This is a genomic window from Escherichia sp. E2586, from assembly GCF_005781105.1.
Taxonomy (GTDB): Bacteria; Pseudomonadota; Gammaproteobacteria; order Enterobacterales; family Enterobacteriaceae; genus Escherichia.
Window position 1 is genome coordinate 12,556 of the sequence record NZ_VATN01000011.1, and the last position, 20,493, is coordinate 33,048.

Below are 20,493 nucleotides of genomic sequence, written 5' to 3' on the forward strand. Positions count from 1 at the left end.
CTTGCTGTTAGTTGCGGTATAACACCTTAATGATGTGGTAACCGAACTGGGTATGCAGCGGGCCAGTCGGCTCCAACACCGGACAAGAGAAAACCACTTTATCGAACGCCGGAACCATCTGACCCTGGCGGAATTCACCTAAATCACCGCCGCGTTTGCCTGACGGGCAAATGGAGTGTTTCTTCGCCAGCTTGCCGAAATCGGCACCGTTCTTAATCTGCTCGAGAAGATCCAGAGCCAGTTTTTCTTCTTTTACAAGGATATGCAGTGCTGCTGCTGTTTTTGCCATGATCGTGCCTTGAGTGGTAAGGATGAGGCTGGCTATACTACCACGCTGTTATTATCCCCTCCCGACTTTCATTGAGCGATTTTCCTATGCGTCTAAACCCCGGCCAACAACAAGCTGTCGAATTCGTTACCGGCCCTTGCCTGGTGCTGGCGGGCGCGGGTTCCGGTAAAACTCGTGTTATCACCAATAAAATCGCCCATCTGATCCGCGGTTGCGGTTATCAGGCGCGACATATCGCGGCGGTGACCTTTACCAATAAGGCGGCGCGCGAGATGAAAGAGCGTGTCGGGCAGACGCTGGGGCGTAAAGAGGCGCGCGGGCTGATGATCTCCACCTTCCACACGCTGGGGCTGGATATCATCAAACGCGAGTATGCAGCATTGGGGATGAAGGCAAACTTCTCGTTGTTTGACGATACCGATCAGCTTGCTTTGCTTAAAGAGTTGACCGAAGGGCTGATCGAAGATGACAAAGTTCTCTTGCAACAGCTAATTTCGACCATCTCCAATTGGAAAAACGATCTAAAAACACCGACGCAGGCGGCGGCAGAGGCAAAGGGCGAGCGGGATCGAATTTTTGCCCATTGTTATGGACTGTATGATGCGCACCTGAAAGCGTGCAATGTTCTCGACTTCGACGATCTGATTTTATTGCCGACGTTACTTCTGCAATGCAATGAAGAAGTACGCGAGCGCTGGCAGAACAAAATTCGCTACCTGCTGGTGGATGAGTATCAGGACACCAACACCAGCCAGTATGAACTGGTGAAACTGCTGGTGGGCAGCCGCGCGCGCTTTACCGTGGTGGGTGACGATGACCAGTCGATCTACTCCTGGCGCGGCGCACGTCCGCAAAACCTGGTGCTGCTGAGTCAGGATTTCCCGGCGTTGAAGGTGATTAAACTCGAGCAGAACTACCGCTCTTCCGGGCGTATTCTGAAAGCGGCGAATATTCTGATCGCCAATAACCCGCACGTCTTTGAAAAGCGTCTGTTCTCCGAACTGGGCTACGGCGCGGAGCTAAAAGTTTTAAGCGCGAATAACGAGGAACATGAAGCCGAGCGCGTCACCGGTGAACTGATTGCGCATCACTTCGTCAATAAAACGCAGTACAAAGATTACGCCATCCTTTATCGCGGTAACCATCAGTCGCGGGTGTTTGAAAAATTCCTGATGCAAAACCGCATCCCGTACAAAATATCCGGTGGTACGTCGTTTTTCTCTCGTCCTGAAATCAAGGATTTGCTGGCTTATCTGCGCGTGCTGACTAACCCGGACGATGACAGCGCATTTCTGCGTATCGTTAACACGCCGAAGCGAGAGATTGGCCCGGCTACGCTGAAAAAGCTGGGTGAGTGGGCGATGACGCGCAATAAAAGCATGTTTACCGCCAGCTTTGATATGGGCCTGAGTCAGACGCTTAGCGGACGTGGTTATGAAGCATTGACCCGCTTCACTCACTGGTTGGCAGAAATCCAGCGTCTGGCGGAGCGGGAGCCGATTGCCGCGGTGCGTGATCTGATCCACGGCATGGATTATGAATCCTGGCTGTATGAAACATCGCCCAGTCCGAAAGCTGCCGAAATGCGAATGAAGAACGTTAACCAGTTATTTAGCTGGATGACGGAGATGCTGGAAGGCAGCGAACTGGATGAGCCGATGACGTTAACCCAAGTGGTGACGCGCTTTACTCTGCGCGACATGATGGAGCGGGGGGAAAGCGAGGAAGAACTGGATCAGGTGCAACTGATGACTCTGCACGCGTCGAAAGGGCTGGAGTTTCCCTATGTCTACATGGTCGGTATGGAAGAAGGATTTTTGCCGCACCAGAGCAGCATCGATGAAGACAATATCGATGAGGAGCGGCGGCTGGCTTATGTCGGCATCACCCGCGCCCAGAAGGAATTAACCTTTACGCTGTGTAAAGAACGCCGTCAGTACGGCGAACTGGTGCGCCCGGAGCCAAGCCGCTTCCTGCTGGAGCTGCCGCAGGATGATCTGATTTGGGAACAAGAGCGTAAAGTGGTCAGCGCCGAAGAACGGATGCAGAAAGGGCAAAGCCATCTGGCAAATCTGAAAGCGATGATGGCGGCAAAACGAGGAAAATAATCAAGGCCGGATAAGAAGCGAGCATCGCATCCAGCACCTTGCACGTTAATGCACTTCCAGCGGCCAGTGGACATAGCTCTGCCACTGGCTTTCCTGATCGATAACCTCTGTACCCAGCGGATGCTGGGTCAGCCAACCTTGTGGCAGCGTTAAGGTCAACTGCTCATGATCGGCCTGTAATTTAATATCTGGTACTAAATCATCACGACGACGGCTGGCAAAAATGATGGCGAGGCGCAGTAAACGACAGAGTTGTTCTGCGACGCGCGGCGGTACGGCATTTTGCTGATGCAGCGATGAGAGATCGACCGGATTCGTCTGGTTGAGTAATAACGTCGCCAGCAGCTTTTTCTGCGCGGGGGTAAAACCGGGAAGATCCAGGTTACGCACCAGATAAGCGGCATGTTGCGGCGCTTGTTTGAAATCAACGCTAAGGCCAATTTCATGAAGCTGACAGGCGCTGACCAGTAAATCGCGGCTAATCGCTTCAAGATGCCAGATATTTTCGACCTGATCGAACAAGTTAGCGGCGAGTTTAGCCACACGCTGTGCTTGATCGGTATCAATCATAAAGCGACGTTGAATATTACGCAGTGTTCGGCTGCGAATATCCTGCTCGACCGCCAGATGTAACATGCCGTAAACCAGGCCTTCACGCAGTGCGCCGCCGGCCAGCGTCATACACTGGATATTCAGCTCGGTAAAAATGGCTATCAGGATCGCCAGACCACTTGGGAATACTAACGCGCGTTCCAGCGTCAGCCCTTCGATTTCCAACTCTTCCAGCCTGCCACAGTGAATAGCGCGCTGTTTCAGTTGCTGCAATTTCGCCAGGGTAATGCGTTCATCCATACCCTGCGCCATCATGATTTCCTGCAAAGCCTGCACGGTGCCGGAAGCACCAACGCACACCTTCCAGCCGTGATAGCGCAATTCATCGGCAACTGGACGTAGCACTTCGCGCGCGGCTTGTTCGGCTGCGACAAAGTTTTCTTGCCCCAGATTACGATCGGCAAAATAGCGCTCAAGCCAGGTAACGCAGCCCATAGACAGGCTGAACAAGGACGTCGTTTGTGCGCCGGTGCCGGTTACCAGTTCAGTACTGGCGCCGCCGATATCTACCACCAGGCGCTGATCGGCACCGCCAGTGGTGTGAGCAACGCCCTGATAAATCAGGCGTGCTTCCTCTTCACCGCTAATGACCTGTACCGGACAGCCAAGGATTTCCTGCGCTTTAGCGATGAAATCACCAGCATTGACGGCAAGACGTAACGTCGCCGTGGCGACAACGCGAATTTGCGAGGGAGGGATATCTTGCAAACGTTCAGCAAACAGACGCAGGCATTGCCAGCCGCGCTCCATTGCTTCATTAGACAGGGCATTTTCGCTGTTCAGGCCAGCAGCCAGACGCACTTTGCGTTTAATTCGCGTCAGCGTCTGGATACTGCCAGCCACTTCGCGCACAACCAGCATATGAAAACTATTCGAACCGAGATCAATAGCGGCATAAAGCGACGAGGTGGAACCCATACTCTTCATCCTTCAATCTGTCTCTGCGTTGGCTGCGTTCTTTCACCCAAATCACTTACTACAATAAGCTCGTCGGGATTCATTCTCTTGCCATCTTGATACAGTTTGAATGATTTTGAGTATGACATTTTTTATTTAACCTGAACGACGACGATTACGCGGAGCGCCAGTACGACGCGGACCATTGCCTGTACGCGGGCGCGTGAGGCGCAGCGGTTTTGGCAGATCGGTCATCAATGCGTCCGGATTGTATTTGCTTACCGGAATTGAGTGACCAATATAGGTCTCAATAGCAGGCAAATTCAATGCATACTCTTCACATGCCAGGCTGATGGAATGACCACTTGCGCCAGCGCGACCTGTACGACCAATACGGTGAACGTAATCTTCACAGTCATCGGGTAAATCGTAGTTAAAGACGTGCGTCACAGCCGGGATATGCAGGCCACGCGCGGCAACATCGGTGGCAACCAGAATATCCAAATCACCACGGGTAAATTCATCAAGAATACGCAGACGTTTTTTCTGCGCTACATCACCCGTTAACAGGCCAACACGATGACCATCTGCCGCCAGGTGACCCCAGATCTCTTCACAACGATGTTTGGTGTTGGCGAAAATAATCGCTCTGTCTGGCCACTCTTCTTCGATCAGCGTTTGTAATAAACGCATCTTTTCTTCGTTAGAAGGGTAGAAAAGTTCTTCTTTAATGCGGTGGCCCGTTTTCTGTTCCGGTTCCACTTCAATATATTCGGCATTGTTCATCTGCTCGAACGCCAGTTCACGTACCCGGTACGAAAGCGTGGCGGAGAACAGCATGTTGAGACGCTGGTTTGCAGGCGGCATACGGCGGAACAGCCAGCGGATATCTTTAATAAAGCCCAGATCGTACATACGATCGGCTTCGTCCAGCACCACTACCTGAATGGCGCCGAGGTTGATGTGGTTCTGTTTGGCGTAGTCGATCAAACGACCCGTAGTGCCAATCAAAATGTCAACGCCGCTTTCCAGCACTTTCAGCTGTTTGTCGTAGCCGTCGCCACCGTAAGCCAGACCCAATTTCAGGCCAGTAGCTTGCGCCAGTGGCTCCGCATCGGCGTGGATCTGCACGGCAAGTTCACGCGTCGGTGCCATAATTAAGGCACGCGGTTGATTCACCTTGCGATCGGCAATCGCAGGATGAGAGAGAAGATAATGAAACGTTGACGTAAGAAACGCCATCGTTTTTCCGGTACCGGTTTGCGCCTGCCCGGCTACGTCACGACCCACCAGCGTTAGCGGAAGGGCCAGTGCCTGAATGGGCGTGCAGTTATGAAACCCTTTTTTTTCAAGGGCTTCTACAACTTTCGGATGCAGGGCGAAGTCGGAAAACTTCTGTTCTGTTAAATGTGTTTTGCTCATAGTGTGGTAGAATATCAGCTTACTATTGCTTTACGAAAGCGTATCCGGTGAAATAAAGTCAACCTTTAGTTGGTTAATGTTACACCAACAACGAAACCAACACGCCAGGCTTATTCCTGTGGAGTTATATATGAGCGATAAAATTATTCACCTGACTGACGACAGTTTTGACACGGATGTACTCAAAGCGGACGGGGCGATCCTCGTTGATTTCTGGGCAGAGTGGTGCGGTCCGTGCAAAATGATCGCCCCGATTCTGGATGAAATCGCTGACGAATATCAGGGCAAACTGACCGTTGCAAAACTGAACATCGATCAAAACCCTGGCACTGCGCCGAAATATGGCATCCGTGGTATCCCGACTCTGCTGCTGTTCAAAAACGGCGAATTGGCCGCAACCAAAGTGGGCGCACTGTCTAAAGGTCAGTTGAAAGAGTTCCTCGACGCTAACCTGGCGTAAGGGAATTTCATGTTCGGGTGCCCCGTCGCTAAAAACTGGACGCCCGGCGTGAGTCATGCTAACTTAATGTTGACTTCGTATTAAACATACCTTATTAAGTTTGAATCTTGTAATATCCAACGCTTCCTGTTTTTCTTAAATGCGAAGTGAACAGATTTCTGGCTCGTCACTCAATCCGTCTTGTCGTTTCAGTTCTGCGTACTCTCCTGTGACCAGACAGCGAAAAGACATGAGTTGATGACCGTAAACAGGCATGGATGATCCTGCCATACCATTCACAACATTAAGTTCGAGATTTACCCCAAGTTTAAGAACTCACACCACTATGAATCTTACCGAATTAAAGAATACGCCGGTTTCTGAGCTGATCACTCTCGGCGAAAATATGGGGCTGGAAAACCTGGCTCGTATGCGTAAGCAGGACATTATTTTTGCCATCCTGAAGCAGCACGCAAAGAGTGGCGAAGATATCTTTGGTGATGGCGTACTGGAGATATTGCAGGATGGATTTGGTTTCCTCCGTTCCGCAGACAGCTCCTACCTCGCCGGCCCTGATGACATCTACGTTTCTCCTAGCCAAATCCGCCGTTTCAACCTCCGCACTGGTGATACCATCTCTGGTAAGATTCGCCCGCCGAAAGAAGGTGAACGCTATTTTGCGCTGCTGAAGGTTAACGAAGTTAACTTCGACAAACCAGAAAACGCCCGTAACAAAATCCTCTTTGAGAACTTAACGCCGCTGCACGCAAACTCTCGTCTGCGTATGGAGCGTGGTAACGGTTCTACCGAAGATTTAACCGCACGCGTACTGGATCTGGCATCGCCTATCGGTCGTGGGCAACGTGGTCTGATTGTGGCACCGCCAAAAGCGGGTAAAACCATGCTGCTGCAGAACATTGCTCAGAGCATCGCTTACAACCATCCAGACTGCGTACTGATGGTTCTGCTGATTGACGAACGTCCGGAAGAAGTGACCGAGATGCAGCGTCTGGTTAAAGGTGAAGTTGTTGCTTCTACCTTCGATGAACCAGCATCTCGCCACGTTCAGGTTGCGGAAATGGTGATCGAGAAGGCAAAACGCCTGGTTGAGCATAAGAAAGACGTTATTATTCTGCTCGACTCCATCACTCGTCTGGCTCGTGCCTACAACACCGTCGTACCGGCTTCCGGTAAAGTGTTGACCGGTGGTGTGGACGCCAACGCCCTGCATCGTCCGAAACGCTTCTTCGGTGCAGCACGTAATGTGGAAGAGGGCGGCAGCCTGACCATCATTGCAACGGCGCTAATCGATACCGGCTCCAAAATGGACGAAGTTATCTACGAAGAGTTTAAAGGTACAGGTAACATGGAACTGCACCTCTCTCGTAAAATCGCTGAAAAACGCGTCTTCCCGGCAATCGACTACAACCGTTCTGGTACTCGTAAAGAAGAGTTGCTTACCACTCAGGAAGAGCTGCAGAAAATGTGGATCCTGCGCAAAATCATTCACCCGATGGGCGAAATCGACGCAATGGAATTCCTCATTAATAAGCTTGCGATGACCAAGACCAATGATGATTTCTTCGAGATGATGAAACGCTCATAAGTTAGTGTTACAGCAAAACGCCACGTGTTTACGTGGCGTTTTGCTTTTATATCTGTAATCTTAGCGGTATACCTGTGATGGTGTGAAAATTCCTGGTTTTTGCGGGTGTTTTATGCGATTTACATATCAATTGGTTGATTTTTGCTCATTTCTGAGAGATTCAGAAAGTAGTTTCCCTTCTGAATAAAGGTCTTCGTGGGTATACTTCAGCTAATAATTTTCTCTGAGAGCATGCATTGTGAATTTACTGACAGTGAGTACTGATCTCATCAGTATTTTTTTATTCACGACACTGTTTCTGTTTTTTGCCCGCAAGGTGGCAAAAAAAGTCGGTTTAGTGGATAAACCTAACTTCCGCAAACGTCACCAGGGATTGATACCGCTCGTTGGGGGTATTTCGGTTTATGCAGGGATTTGCTTCACGTTCGGAATTGTCGATTACTATATTCCACATGCAGCTCTCTATCTCGTTTGTGCCGGTGTGCTTGTGTTCATTGGCGCGCTGGATGATCGTTTTGATATCAGCGTAAAAATCCGTGCCACCATACAGGCAGCTGTTGGCATTGTTATGATGGTGTTCGGCAAACTTTATCTCAGTAGTTTGGGTTATATCTTTGGCTCCTGGGAGATGGTGCTTGGACCGTTTGGTTACTTCCTGACGCTGTTTGCTGTCTGGGCGGCGATTAATGCCTTCAACATGGTCGATGGTATTGATGGCTTGCTGGGCGGGTTATCCTGTGTCTCGTTTGCGGCAATCGGTATGATTTTGTGGTTCGACGGGCAAACCAGCCTCGCTATCTGGTGCTTTGCCATGATCGCCGCCATCCTGCCTTATATCATGCTCAACCTTGGTATTCTGGGGCGTCGCTACAAAGTCTTTATGGGCGATGCGGGGAGTACGCTGATTGGTTTTACTGTTATCTGGATCCTGTTGGAAACTACCCAGGGTGCCACACATCCAATCAGCCCGGTTACCGCCTTATGGATCATTGCTATCCCGCTGATGGACATGGTGGCGATTATGTATCGTCGTTTGCGTAAAGGCATGAGTCCATTCTCACCTGACCGACAGCACATTCATCATTTGATCATGCGCGCTGGATTTACTTCTCGTCAGGCGTTTGTGTTGATTACCCTTGCTGCAGCGCTACTCGCTTCTATTGGCGTACTGGCAGAATATTCTCATTTTGTCCCGGAATGGGTCATGCTGGTGCTCTTTTTGCTAGCATTCTTCCTCTATGGATATTGCATTAAGCGTGCCTGGAAAGTTGCTCGCTTTATTAAGCGCGTAAAACGCAGACTGCGTAGAAATCGTGGTGGCAGCCCCAATTTAACCAAATAAATGAGGATGTGATGACACAACCAATGCCTGGGAAACCGGCCGAAGACGCTGAAAATGAACTGGATATTCGTGGGTTGTTTCGTACCTTGTGGGCTGGGAAGCTGTGGATTATTGGCATGGGGCTGGCGTTTGCCTTAATCGCGTTAGCGTATACTTTTTTTGCGCGTCAGGAGTGGAGTGCGACGGCGATTACCGATCGTCCAACCGTGAATATGCTGGGCGGCTACTACTCGCAGCAGCAATTTTTGCGTAACCTGGATGTTCGTTCAAATATGGCCCCTGCCGACCAACCATCGGTTATGGATGAAGCCTATAAAGAGTTTGTTATGCAACTGGCATCGTGGGATACCCGCCGCGATTTCTGGTTGCAGACTGACTATTACAAACAGCGGATGGTCGGTAACAGTAAAGCCGATGCGGCTCTGCTGGATGAAATGATCAACAACATCCTGTTTATTCCTGGTGATTTCGCCCGCTCGGTCAATGACAGCGTTAAGCTGGTTGCCGAAACCGCCCCCGATGCTAATAACCTGCTTCGTCAATATGTTGCTTTTGCCAGCCAGCGTGCAGCCAGCCATCTGAATGATGAGCTGAAAGGCGCATGGGCGGCGCGCACTATTCAGATGAAGGCTCAGGTGAAGCGTCAGGAAGAAGTGGCTAAGTCCATCTACGACCGCCGGATGAACAGTATTGAACAGGCACTTAAAATCGCCGAGCAACACAATATTTCTCGCAGTGCGACAGACGTGCCAGCCGAGGAATTACCTGATTCAGAAATGTTCCTGTTGGGGCGTCCGATGCTCCAGGCGCGACTGGAAAATTTACAGGCTGTCGGCCCAGCCTTTGATCTCGACTATGATCAGAATCGGGCCATGTTAAATACCCTTAATGTTGGTCCAACCCTGGATCCGCGTTTTCAGACCTATCGCTATTTGCGTACACCGGAAGAACCGGTAAAACGCGATAGCCCACGTCGTGCCTTCCTGATGATTATGTGGGGCATTGTCGGGGGGCTGATCGGGGCTGGTGTCGCATTAACCCGCCGTTGCTCGAAATAGCAACACAGCTGTGGTGAGCGCAAAGGCGCTCGCCGCTTATTCGAAGAGAATCGATGTGAAAGTACTGACTGTATTTGGTACGCGCCCGGAAGCCATCAAGATGGCGCCGTTGGTGCATGCGTTGGCAAAAGATCCTTTTTTTGAGGCTAAAGTTTGCGTCACTGCGCAGCATCGGGAGATGCTCGATCAGGTGCTGAAACTCTTTTCCATTGTACCTGACTACGATCTCAACATAATGCAGCCAGGACAGGGCCTGACAGAGATAACCTGTCGGATTCTGGAAGGACTAAAACCTATTCTTGCCGAGTTCAAACCAGACGTTGTGCTGGTTCATGGTGATACTACCACCACACTGGCAACCAGCCTGGCAGCGTTTTATCAGCGAATTCCTGTTGGTCACGTTGAGGCCGGACTGCGCACGGGCGATCTCTATTCGCCGTGGCCGGAAGAGGCTAACCGTACATTGACCGGGCATCTGGCGATGTACCATTTCTCACCAACTGAAACTTCCCGGCAAAATTTGCTGCGTGAAAACGTCGCTGACAGCCGAATATTTATTACCGGTAATACAGTAATTGATGCGCTGCTGTGGGTGCGCGACCAGGTAATGAGCAGCGATACGCTGCGTTCAGAACTGGCGGCAAATTACCCGTTTATCGATCCCGATAAAAAGATGATTCTGGTGACCGGTCATAGGCGTGAGAGCTTTGGTCGTGGTTTTGAAGAAATTTGCCATGCGCTGGCTGAAATTGCTACCACTCATCAGGACATCCAGATTGTTTATCCGGTACACCTTAACCCGAATGTCAGAGAGCCGGTCAATCGCATTCTGGGGCATGTGAAAAATGTCATTTTGATTGATCCCCAGGAGTATTTACCGTTTGTCTGGTTGATGAACCATGCCTGGTTGATTTTGACTGACTCTGGCGGCATTCAGGAAGAAGCACCTTCTCTGGGTAAACCGGTGCTGGTGATGCGCGATACCACCGAACGCCCAGAAGCGGTGACCGCAGGTACGGTACGTCTGGTGGGGACGGATAAGCAACGGATCGTCGAGGAAGTGACGCGTCTTTTAGAAGACGAAGATGAATATCAAACTATGAGCCGAGCCCATAACCCGTATGGTGATGGTCAGGCATGCTCTCGCATTTTGGAAGCGTTAAAAAATAATCGGATATCACTATGAGTTTTGCGACCATTTCTGTTATCGGACTGGGTTATATCGGGCTGCCAACGGCGGCTGCGTTTGCCTCACGGCAAAAACAGGTGATTGGTGTTGATATCAACCAACAAGCGGTTGATACCATCAATCGTGGCGAAATCCATATCGTCGAACCTGATTTAGCGAGCGTGGTAAAAACTGCCGTAGAAGGTGGTTTTTTACGAGCGAGTACGACGCCGGTTGAGGCTGATGCCTGGCTGATTGCTGTCCCAACGCCATTTAAAGGCGATCATGAGCCGGATATGGCCTACGTCGAATCGGCTGCCCGCTCCATTGCGCCAGTGCTGAAAAAAGGCGCGTTGGTGATCCTTGAATCCACCTCGCCGGTGGGTTCAACCGAGAAGATGGCAGAATGGTTAGCAGAGATGCGTCCGGACCTGACTTTCCCGCAGCAGGTGGGTGAGCAGGCGGACGTCAATATTGCTTATTGCCCGGAACGCGTGTTGCCGGGCCAGGTGATGGTCGAGCTGATTAAAAACGATCGCGTCATTGGCGGCATGACGCCAGTTTGCTCGGCGCGCGCCAGCGAACTGTACAAAATTTTCCTCGAAGGTGAGTGTGTCGTCACTAACTCGCGGACGGCGGAAATGTGTAAGCTCACAGAAAACAGCTTCCGCGACGTGAATATTGCTTTTGCTAACGAACTGTCGCTGATTTGTGCCGAGCAAGGAATTAACGTCTGGGAACTGATTCGTTTGGCGAATCGCCATCCACGAGTCAATATTCTCCAGCCTGGTCCGGGTGTGGGCGGTCACTGCATTGCCGTCGACCCGTGGTTTATCGTGGCGCAGAACCCACAGCAGGCGCGGCTTATCCGTACCGCGCGTGAAGTGAACGATCACAAACCTTTCTGGGTGATTGATCAGGTGAAAGCGGCGGTCGCTGATTGTCTGGCTGCCACTGATAAACGCGCCAGTGAACTGAAAATTGCCTGTTTTGGTCTGGCGTTTAAACCGAATATTGATGACCTGCGCGAAAGCCCGGCGATGGAAATCGCTGAACTGATCGCCCTGTGGCACAGCGGCGAAACGCTGGTTGTTGAACCTAATATTCACCAGTTGCCGAAAAAACTGACCGGGCTTTGCACGCTGGCGCAGCTTGACGAGGCGCTGGCGACGGCAGATGTGCTGGTGATGTTGGTAGATCACAGCCAGTTTAAAGCCATTAGCGGCGATGATGTTCAGCAGCAGTATGTGGTGGATACCAAAGGAGTCTGGCGCTGATACTGATTACAGTAAACGACTGTGTTGAGGGAGATAGAGAATGCCCGTCCGCGCCAGTATTGAACCACTAACCTGGGAAAACGCCTTTTTTGGCGTTAACAGCGCCATCGTGCGCATTAGTCCTGACGCACCGCTCCTGACGCCAGGCGTTTTGGCGCCGTGGTCACGAGTACAGGCCAAAATTGCCGCATCCAATACCGAAGAACTAGATGTCCTGCAACAGCTGGGATTCTCGCTGGTCGAAGGAGAAGTGGATTTTGCGCTCCCCGTGATCAACGTCAGTGAAAGCCGTGCGGAAGTGGCTCAAGAAGCAGATATTCCAGTACTACGCCAGTTAGCCCGCGAAGCATTCGCCCAAAGCCGTTTTCGTATGCCGTGGTATGCACCCGATGCCAGTGGTCGCTTTTACGCGCAGTGGATTGAAAATGCCGTGCGCGGCACCTTTGATCATCAATGCCTGGTTTTACGCGCGGCGTCCGGAGAGATTCGCGGCTATGTTTCTCTACGAGAGTTGAATGCCACTGACGCGCGCATTGGTTTACTGGCAGGACGCGGCGCAGGTGCTGAACTGATGCAAACGGCGCTAAACTGGGCGTATGCTCGCGGTAAAACAACATTGCGGGTGGCGACCCAGATGGGCAACACCGCCGCGCTTAAACGATACATACAAAGTGGTGCGAATGTAGAAAGCACCGCGTACTGGTTATACAGGTGATCACATGATTCCATTTAACGCACCGCCGGTGGTGGGCACCGAACTCGACTATATGCAGTCGGCAATGGGTAGCGGCAAACTGTGCGGCGATGGCGGTTTTACCCGTCGCTGCCAGCAGTGGCTGGAGCAACGTTTTGGCAGCGCCAAAGTACTGCTGACGCCATCCTGCACCGCTTCTCTGGAGATGGCGGCGCTGCTTCTGGATATCCAACCGGGCGATGAAGTGATCATGCCGAGCTACACCTTTGTCTCCACCGCCAACGCCTTTGTGCTGCGTGGAGCAAAAATTGTTTTTGTTGATGTTCGCCCGGACACCATGAACATCGACGAAACGCTGATTGAAGCGGCGATCACCGACAAAACGCGCGTTATTGTGCCGGTGCATTACGCGGGCGTGGCCTGCGAAATGGACACCATTATGGCGTTGGCGAAAAAGCATAATCTGTTTGTGGTGGAAGATGCCGCTCAGGGCGTGATGTCCACTTACAAAGGGCGAGCGCTGGGAACCATTGGCCATATTGGCTGCTTTAGCTTCCATGAAACCAAAAACTACACGGCGGGCGGTGAAGGCGGGGCGACGCTGATTAATGATAAGGCGTTGATTGAACGTGCCGAGATCATCCGTGAAAAAGGGACTAACCGCAGCCAGTTCTTCCGTGGTCAGGTTGATAAATATACATGGCGCGATATCGGCTCCAGCTATTTGATGTCCGATCTGCAAGCTGCGTATCTGTGGGCGCAACTGGAAGCAGCCGAACGTATCAACCAGCAACGTCTGGCGTTGTGGCAAAATTACTACGATGCGTTAGCACCTCTGGCGAAAGCCGGGCGTATCGAGTTGCCGTCGATTCCGGATGACTGCGTGCAGAACGCGCATATGTTCTACATCAAGCTGCGGGATATTGATGACCGGAGCGCGTTGATTAGCTTCCTGAAGGAAGCGGAAATCATGGCGGTGTTCCATTACATTCCGCTGCACGGTTGCCCTGCGGGTGAACGCTTTGGTGAGTTTCACGGTGAAGATCGCTACACCACCAAAGAGAGCGAGCGCCTGCTGCGCCTGCCGTTGTTCTACAACTTGTCGCCCGTCAATCAGCGCACGGTGATTGCGACCTTGTTGAACTACTTCTCCTGATATGTCGCTGGCAAAAGCATCCTTGTGGACGGCGGCCAGTACGCTGGTCAAGATTGGCGCTGGGTTACTGGTTGGTAAATTATTGGCGGTGTCATTTGGTCCGGCAGGACTAGGGTTGGCGGCAAATTTCCGCCAGTTGATAACCGTGCTCGGTGTGCTTGCCGGGGCGGGCATCTTTAATGGCGTAACCAAATACGTTGCCCAGTACCACGATAATCCGCAGCAGCTGCGCCGTGTGGTCGGCACTTCATCTGCGATGGTGCTTGGCTTCTCCACGCTGATGGCGCTGGTCTTTGTGCTGGCAGCTGCGCCAATCAGCCAGGGATTGTTTGGTAATAACGACTATCAAGGGCTGGTGCGTTTAGTGGCGCTAGTGCAAATGGGGATCGCTTGGGGCAACCTGTTGCTGGCGTTGATGAAAGGCTTTCGCGATGCCGCGGGTAATGCGTTATCGCTGATTGTCGGCAGCCTGATTGGCGTTATCGCTTATTATGTCAGTTACCGTTTTGGCGGTTATGAAGGCGCGTTGCTTGGTCTGGCGCTGATTCCCGCGCTGGTGGTAATGCCTGCCGCCGTCATGTTAATTAAGCGTGGCGCTATCCCGTTAAGCTATCTAAAACCCAGCTGGGATAACGGTCTGGCAGGGCAGTTGAGCAAATTTACACTCATGGCGTTGATTACGTCGGTGACCTTGCCCGTTGCGTACATCATGATGCGTAAACTGCTGGCGGCGCAGTATAGCTGGGATGAAGTGGGGATCTGGCAAGGGGTGAGTAGTATTTCCGACGCCTACCTGCAATTTATTACCGCATCGTTCAGTGTATATTTACTGCCCACGTTGTCGCGGCTAACGGAAAAACGCGATATCACTCGGGAAGTGGTGAAGTCGCTGAAATTTGTTTTACCGGCCGTGGCGGCAGCGAGTTTCACCGTCTGGCTACTGCGTGATTTTGCCATCTGGTTACTGTTGTCGAATAAATTTACCGCCATGCGGGATCTCTTTGCCTGGCAGTTGGTCGGCGATGTGTTGAAAGTGGGCGCCTATGTCTTTGGTTATTTAGTGATCGCCAAAGCGTCGCTGCGTTTTTATATTCTGGCGGAAGTCAGCCAGTTCACTTTATTGATGGTATTTGCCCACTGGTTGATCCCCGTGCATGGCGCCCTGGGCGCGGCGCAGGCCTACATGGCAACCTATATCGTCTATTTCTCTCTTTGTTGTGGCGTGTTTTTACTCTGGCGTAGGCGGGCATGACTGTACTGATTCACGTACTGGGATCGGATATCCCTCACCATAACCAAACCGTTCTGCGGTTTTTCAATGACGCGCTGGCCGCGACGAGCGAGCACGCGCGCGAGTTTATGGTTGCTGGCAAGGACGACGGCTTAAGTGATAGTTGTCCGGCGCTTTCTGTGCAATTTTTCCCTGGGAAAAAATCACTGGCAGAAGCCGTTATCGCTAAAGCGAAAGCTAACCGCCAGCAACGGTTTTTCTTCCACGGCCAGTTCAATCCCAAGCTGTGGCTGGCGCTGCTTAGTGGCGGAATCAAGCCCAGCCAGTTTTACTGGCATATCTGGGGGGCAGATCTCTATGAAGTTTCCAGTGGATTGAAATATAAACTCTTTTATCCTCTGCGCCGACTGGCACAAAAGCGAGTGGGCTGTGTGTTTGCCACTCGGGGAGACTTGAGCTTTTTTGCCAAAACGCATCCAAAGGTGCGGGGCGAACTGATTTACTTCCCAACCCGGATGGACCCTTCTCTCAATACAATGGCGAACGATCGGCAACGTGAAGGGAAAATGACCATTTTGGTAGGGAACTCCGGCGATCGCAGCAATGAGCATATCGCCGCCTTGCGCGCTGTTCATCAGCAGTTTGGCGATACGGTAAAACTGGTTGTACCGATGGGCTATCCGCCTAATAACGAAGCGTATATCGACGAAGTTCGTCAGGCGGGGCTCGAGTTATTCAGCGAAGAAAATCTGCAAGTTCTGAGCGAAAAACTGGAATTTGACGCCTATCTGGCACTACTTCGCCAGTGCGATCTCGGCTACTTTATTTTTGCCCGCCAGCAGGGCATTGGTACGCTGTGCTTACTGATTCAGGCGGGCATTCCTTGTGTGCTTAACCGGGAAAATCCGTTCTGGCAGGATATGACAGAACAGCATTTGCCGGTGCTGTTTACCACTGACGATCTCAACGAAGATATTGTGCGTGAAGCGCAGCGCCAGCTGACGTCGGTGGATAAAAACACCATTGCCTTCTTTAGCCCGAACTATCTGCAAGGCTGGCAGCGGGCGTTGGCTATTGCCTCCGGGGAGGTCGCATGAGCCTGCTGCAATTCAGCGGCCTGTTTGTTGTCTGGCTGCTCTGCACGCTGTTTATCGCCACGCTGACATGGTTTGAGTTTCGCCGCGTGCGCTTTAACTTCAATGTCTTCTTTTCATTGCTGTTTTTGCTGACCTTTTTCTTCGGCTTCCCGCTGACCAGCTTGCTGGTGTTTCGCTTTGATGTTGCCGTGGTGCCGCCAGATATCTTGTTGCAGGCGTTACTTTCTGCGGGGGGATTTTACGCAGTTTACTACGTCACTTACAAAACACGTTTACGCAAACGCGTTGCTGATGCACCGCGCCGTCCAGTGTTTACCATGAACCGCGTGGAAACCAATCTCATGTGGGTGATTCTGATGGGTATCGCGCTGGTGAGCGTTGGCATCTTTTTCATGCATAACGGTTTTTTGCTGTTCCGGCTTAACTCCTACAGCCAGATCTTCTCCAGCGAAGTCTCAGGCGTGGCGTTAAAGCGTTTCTTTTACTTTTTCATCCCGGCAATGTTAGTGGTCTACTTTCTGCGCCAGGACAGTAAAGCGTGGCTGTTTTTCCTCGTCAGCACGGTCGCCTTTGGTTTGCTGACTTACATGATTGTCGGCGGCACTCGCGCCAATATCATTATCGCGTTCGCTATCTTCCTGTTTATCGGCATTATTCGCGGCTGGATTTCACTGTGGATGCTGGCGGCTGCGGGCGTGCTGGGGATTGTCGGTATGTTCTGGCTGGCGCTAAAACGCTACGGAATGAACGTGAGCGGCGATGAGGCGTTCTATACGTTTCTCTATCTCACCCGCGATACCTTCTCGCCGTGGGAGAATCTGGCGCTGCTGTTGCAGAACTACGACAACATCGACTTCCAGGGCCTGGCTCCAATTGTCCGTGATTTCTATGTCTTTATCCCTTCCTGGCTGTGGCCGGGTCGCCCGAGTATGGTGCTGAACTCCGCCAACTACTTTACCTGGGAAGTGCTGAATAACCACTCCGGGCTGGCGATCTCGCCTACGCTTATAGGCTCACTGGTTGTTATGGGCGGCGCGTTGTTCATCCCGCTCGGGGCGATTGTGGTTGGTCTGATCATCAAGTGGTTCGACTGGTTGTATGAGCTGGGCAACCGCGAAACTAATCGCTATAAGGCTGCGATTCTCCACAGTTTCTGCTTCGGGGCGATCTTCAATATGATCGTGCTGGCGCGCGAAGGGTTGGATTCGTTTGTCTCGCGTGTCGTCTTTTTTATCGTGGTCTTCGGCGCAAGCCTGATGATTGCAAAACTGCTGTACTGGCTTTTTGATAACGCCGGACTCGTTCATAAACGAATAAAATCATCGCTCCGGACGCAGGTTGAAGGATAACAATGAATAACACCACCACGGCACCGACCTATACGCTGCGTGGCTTACAGTTGATCGGTTGGCGTGATATGCAGCATGCCCTCGATTATCTGTTCGCTGATGGGCAGCTTAAGCAGGGAACGCTGGTTGCCATTAATGCCGAAAAAATGCTGACCATTGAAGATAACGTCGAGGTCAGGGAGTTAATTAACGCTGCCGAATTTAAATATGCCGATGGCATTAGCGTTGTGCGGTCGGTGCGTAAAAAGTACCCGCAGGCACAGGTTTCCCGCGTTGCCGGTGCCGATCTCTGGGAAGAAGTAATGGCGCGCGCAGGCAAGGAAGGGACGCCGGTATTTCTTGTGGGCGGTAAACCTGATGTGCTGGCGCAGACCGAAGCTAAACTGCGCGACCAGTGGAATGTGAATATCGTTGGCAGCCAGGATGGTTATTTTAAACCCGAGCAGCGTCAGGCGCTGTTTGAGCGTATTCACGCCAGTGGTGCGCAAATTGTCACTGTCGCAATGGGGTCACCAAAGCAGGAGATCTTCATGCGCGACTGCCGCCTGGTGCACCCTAATGCGCTGTATATGGGCGTTGGTGGAACGTACGATGTCTTTACCGGTCACGTAAAACGCGCGCCGAAAATCTGGCAAAAACTGGGACTGGAGTGGCTTTATAGACTGCTTTCGCAGCCGAGTCGCATTAAGCGCCAGCTTCGTTTGCTGCGTTATTTACGCTGGCATTACACCGGCGATCTCTGATTTTCCTCTCTCTGTAAAGCGACGGAGTGGTCACTTCGTCGCCTGCCTGTCTTTTTATTACACAAAGCATTCAAATTTTTAATGCTTTATTTGCCATTTCTCCTGAATTACGAAAACATTCGCAACACTCGATGTACCCATAACGATAACCGGTAACACCGGAAAGCATGCAAACACAACACGAGGATTTATGGCAGATAACAAACCAGAGCTACAGCGTGGGCTGGAAGCTCGACATATCGAACTCATCGCCCTGGGGGGCACCATTGGCGTCGGCCTGTTTATGGGGGCCGCCAGTACCCTGAAATGGGCCGGGCCATCCGTATTGTTGGCCTATATCATCGCCGGGCTGTTCGTCTTTTTCATCATGCGTTCAATGGGCGAAATGTTGTTCCTCGAACCGGTTACCGGTTCGTTCGCCGTTTATGCGCATCGTTACATGAGCCCGTTCTTTGGCTATCTCACCGCCTGGTCTTACTGGTTTATGTGGATGGCGGTGGGGATCTCGGAAATTACCGCCATCGGTGTTTATGTCCAGTTCTGGTTCCCGGAGATGGCGCAGTGGATACCCGCATTGATCGCAGTGGCGCTGGTGGCACTGGCGAATCTGGCAGCGGTGCGGTTGTACGGTGAAATCGAGTTCTGGTTCGCGATGATCAAAGTCACCACGATTATTGTGATGATTGTCATTGGTCTGGGCGTGATTTTCTTTGGCTTTGGCAATGGCGGGCAGTCGATTGGTTTTAGCAATCTCACAGAGCATGGCGGTTTCTTTGCGGGTGGCTGGAAAGGGTTCCTGACCGCATTGTGTATTGTGGTGGCGTCCTACCAGGGCGTGGAGCTGATTGGCATTACTGCCGGTGAAGCGAAGAATCCGCAGGTGACGCTGCGCAGTGCCGTAGGTAAGGTGTTGTGGCGAATCCTGATTTTCTACGTAGGCGCGATTTTCGTTATCGTCACCATCTTCCCGTGGAATGAAATAGGCAGCAACGGCAGCCCGTTTGTACTGACTTTCGCCAAAATCGGCATTACCGCAGCGGCGGGCATTATCAACTTTGTGGTGCTGACGGCTGCGCTCTCTGGCTGTAACAGCGGCATGTACAGTTGCGGACGTATGCTCTACGCGCTGGCGAAAAACCGTCAGTTACCGGCGGCGATGGCGAAAGTTTCCCGTCACGGTGTGCCGGTTGCAGGAGTGGCGGTATCCATTGTCATCCTGCTAATTGGCTCATGCCTGAACTACATCATCCCTAACCCACAGCGCGTGTTTGTCTACGTTTACAGTGCCAGCGTGCTTCCGGGCATGGTGCCGTGGTTTGTGATTTTGATAAGCCAGCTGCGTTTTCGTCGTGCACACAAAGCGGCGATTGCCAGCCATCCGTTCCGCTCAATCCTGTTCCCGTGGGCCAACTACGTAACAATGGCATTCCTGATTTGCGTTTTGATCGGTATGTACTTTAATGAAGATACCCGTATGTCGCTGTTTGTCGGCATCATCTTCATGCTGGCGGTGACGGCGATTTATAAAGTTTTTGGCCTTAATCGCCACGGTAAAGCGCATAAACTGGAGAAATAAGCAGCAAAGCGCGCAAACCGTAACCAAACGCGCATTTTATTTAAAAAGGGACTAGACAGAGGGGTGGGAAGTCCGTATTATCCACCCCCGCAACGGCGCTAAGCGCCCGTAGCTCAGCTGGATAGAGCGCTGCCCTCCGGAGGCAGAGGTCTCAGGTTCGAATCCTGTCGGGCGCGCCATTTAGTCCCGGCGCTTGAGCTGCGGTGGTAGTAATACCGCGTAACAAGATTTGTAGTGGTGGCTATAGCTCAGTTGGTAGAGCCCTGGATTGTGATTCCAGTTGTCGTGGGTTCGAATCCCATTAGCCACCCCATTATTAGAAGTTGTGACAATGCGAAGGTGGCGGAATTGGTAGACGCGCTAGCTTCAGGTGTTAGTGTTCTTACGGACGTGGGGGTTCAAGTCCCCCCCCTCGCACCACGACTTTAA

General features: G+C 51.8%; 18 protein-coding genes and 3 tRNA genes. 18 read left to right on the forward strand and 3 right to left on the reverse strand.

Features of this window, described 5'->3' with window-relative positions:
- Positions 1-7 precede the first annotated feature (7 nt).
- The gene (ppiC, locus tag FEK50_RS13100; protein WP_001140251.1) at positions 8-289 is read right to left on the reverse strand and encodes a peptidylprolyl isomerase PpiC; all 282 of its coding nucleotides are present in this window, start codon (positions 287-289) and stop codon (positions 8-10) included.
- Positions 290-375: 86 nt separating this feature from the next.
- Between ppiC and rep the strand changes: the two genes are divergently transcribed.
- Entirely contained in the window at positions 376-2,397 is a 2,022-nt protein-coding gene (gene rep, locus FEK50_RS13105) for a DNA helicase Rep (RefSeq protein ID WP_131162287.1), read from the forward strand.
- A 45-nt stretch (positions 2,398-2,442) separates the two neighbouring features.
- Here the strand turns inward: rep and gppA are convergent, their stop codons facing one another.
- Together gppA and rhlB are read right to left on the reverse strand one after the other, a co-directional pair.
- A complete protein-coding gene (gppA, locus tag FEK50_RS13110) occupies positions 2,443-3,927 on the reverse strand; it encodes a guanosine-5'-triphosphate,3'-diphosphate diphosphatase (protein ID WP_131162286.1) in 1,485 nt (494 codons plus the stop codon).
- A 135-nt stretch (positions 3,928-4,062) separates the two neighbouring features.
- Entirely contained in the window at positions 4,063-5,328 is a 1,266-nt protein-coding gene (gene rhlB / locus FEK50_RS13115; RefSeq protein WP_130209386.1) for an ATP-dependent RNA helicase RhlB, read from the reverse strand.
- A 130-nt stretch (positions 5,329-5,458) separates the two neighbouring features.
- Here rhlB and trxA point away from each other — a divergent pair, with 130 nt between their 5' ends.
- From trxA to FEK50_RS13200, 17 genes are all read left to right on the forward strand, one after another.
- Positions 5,459-5,788 (forward strand): thioredoxin TrxA, encoded by a 330-nt coding sequence (trxA, locus tag FEK50_RS13120; protein WP_064530526.1) that lies wholly within the window; start codon positions 5,459-5,461, stop codon positions 5,786-5,788.
- A gap of 139 nt (positions 5,789-5,927) precedes the next feature.
- A complete protein-coding gene (rhoL, locus tag FEK50_RS13125) occupies positions 5,928-6,026 on the forward strand; it encodes a rho operon leader peptide RhoL (RefSeq protein ID WP_032145636.1) in 99 nt (32 codons plus the stop codon).
- Positions 6,027-6,113: 87 nt separating this feature from the next.
- Positions 6,114-7,373, forward strand: coding sequence for a transcription termination factor Rho (rho, locus tag FEK50_RS13130; RefSeq protein WP_001054527.1), 1,260 nt, complete (start codon positions 6,114-6,116; stop codon positions 7,371-7,373).
- A 238-nt stretch (positions 7,374-7,611) separates the two neighbouring features.
- Positions 7,612-8,715, forward strand: a complete 1,104-nt coding sequence (gene wecA / locus FEK50_RS13135) for a UDP-N-acetylglucosamine--undecaprenyl-phosphate N-acetylglucosaminephosphotransferase (protein WP_130209388.1) — start codon at positions 7,612-7,614, stop codon at positions 8,713-8,715.
- A gap of 11 nt (positions 8,716-8,726) precedes the next feature.
- The gene (gene wzzE, locus FEK50_RS13140) at positions 8,727-9,773 is read left to right on the forward strand and encodes an ECA polysaccharide chain length modulation protein (RefSeq protein WP_130209390.1); all 1,047 of its coding nucleotides are present in this window, start codon (positions 8,727-8,729) and stop codon (positions 9,771-9,773) included.
- Positions 9,774-9,828: 55 nt separating this feature from the next.
- Complete coding sequence (gene wecB / locus FEK50_RS13145; protein ID WP_064530529.1) at positions 9,829-10,959, forward strand: UDP-N-acetylglucosamine 2-epimerase (non-hydrolyzing); 1,131 nt, start codon at positions 9,829-9,831, stop codon at positions 10,957-10,959.
- Positions 10,956-12,218: a UDP-N-acetyl-D-mannosamine dehydrogenase gene (wecC, locus tag FEK50_RS13150; protein WP_131162285.1), complete on the forward strand. Its 1,263-nt coding sequence runs from the start codon at positions 10,956-10,958 to the stop codon at positions 12,216-12,218. The genes wecB and wecC overlap by 4 nt, the downstream gene beginning before the upstream one ends.
- A gap of 40 nt (positions 12,219-12,258) precedes the next feature.
- Positions 12,259-12,933 carry a dTDP-4-amino-4,6-dideoxy-D-galactose acyltransferase gene (gene rffC, locus FEK50_RS13155; protein ID WP_131162284.1) on the forward strand — a complete coding sequence of 225 codons (675 nt, stop codon included), beginning with the start codon at positions 12,259-12,261 and terminating at the stop codon, positions 12,931-12,933.
- Between the two features lie 4 nt (positions 12,934-12,937).
- The gene (gene rffA, locus FEK50_RS13160) at positions 12,938-14,068 is read left to right on the forward strand and encodes a dTDP-4-amino-4,6-dideoxygalactose transaminase (protein ID WP_130209398.1); all 1,131 of its coding nucleotides are present in this window, start codon (positions 12,938-12,940) and stop codon (positions 14,066-14,068) included.
- A gap of 1 nt (position 14,069) precedes the next feature.
- Positions 14,070-15,320 carry a lipid III flippase WzxE gene (wzxE, locus tag FEK50_RS13165; RefSeq protein WP_131162283.1) on the forward strand — a complete coding sequence of 417 codons (1,251 nt, stop codon included), beginning with the start codon at positions 14,070-14,072 and terminating at the stop codon, positions 15,318-15,320.
- Positions 15,317-16,396 carry a TDP-N-acetylfucosamine:lipid II N-acetylfucosaminyltransferase gene (rffT, locus tag FEK50_RS13170; RefSeq protein ID WP_131162282.1) on the forward strand — a complete coding sequence of 360 codons (1,080 nt, stop codon included), beginning with the start codon at positions 15,317-15,319 and terminating at the stop codon, positions 16,394-16,396. The genes wzxE and rffT overlap by 4 nt, the downstream gene beginning before the upstream one ends.
- A complete protein-coding gene (wzyE, locus tag FEK50_RS13175) occupies positions 16,393-17,745 on the forward strand; it encodes an ECA oligosaccharide polymerase (protein ID WP_131162281.1) in 1,353 nt (450 codons plus the stop codon). Before rffT ends, wzyE begins: the two co-directional genes overlap by 4 nt.
- 2 nt (positions 17,746-17,747) lie before the next feature.
- Positions 17,748-18,488, forward strand: coding sequence for a lipopolysaccharide N-acetylmannosaminouronosyltransferase (wecG, locus tag FEK50_RS13180; RefSeq protein ID WP_130209406.1), 741 nt, complete (start codon positions 17,748-17,750; stop codon positions 18,486-18,488).
- A 190-nt stretch (positions 18,489-18,678) separates the two neighbouring features.
- On the forward strand, positions 18,679-20,064 hold the full coding sequence (locus FEK50_RS13185) for an amino acid permease (protein WP_130209408.1): 1,386 nt from the start codon (positions 18,679-18,681) through the stop codon (positions 20,062-20,064).
- A gap of 102 nt (positions 20,065-20,166) precedes the next feature.
- Positions 20,167-20,243, forward strand: a tRNA-Arg gene (locus FEK50_RS13190).
- 58 nt (positions 20,244-20,301) lie between these two features.
- Positions 20,302-20,377 (forward strand) — tRNA-His (locus tag FEK50_RS13195).
- 20 nt (positions 20,378-20,397) lie between these two features.
- Positions 20,398-20,484, forward strand: a tRNA-Leu gene (locus FEK50_RS13200).
- Positions 20,485-20,493 lie beyond the last annotated feature (9 nt).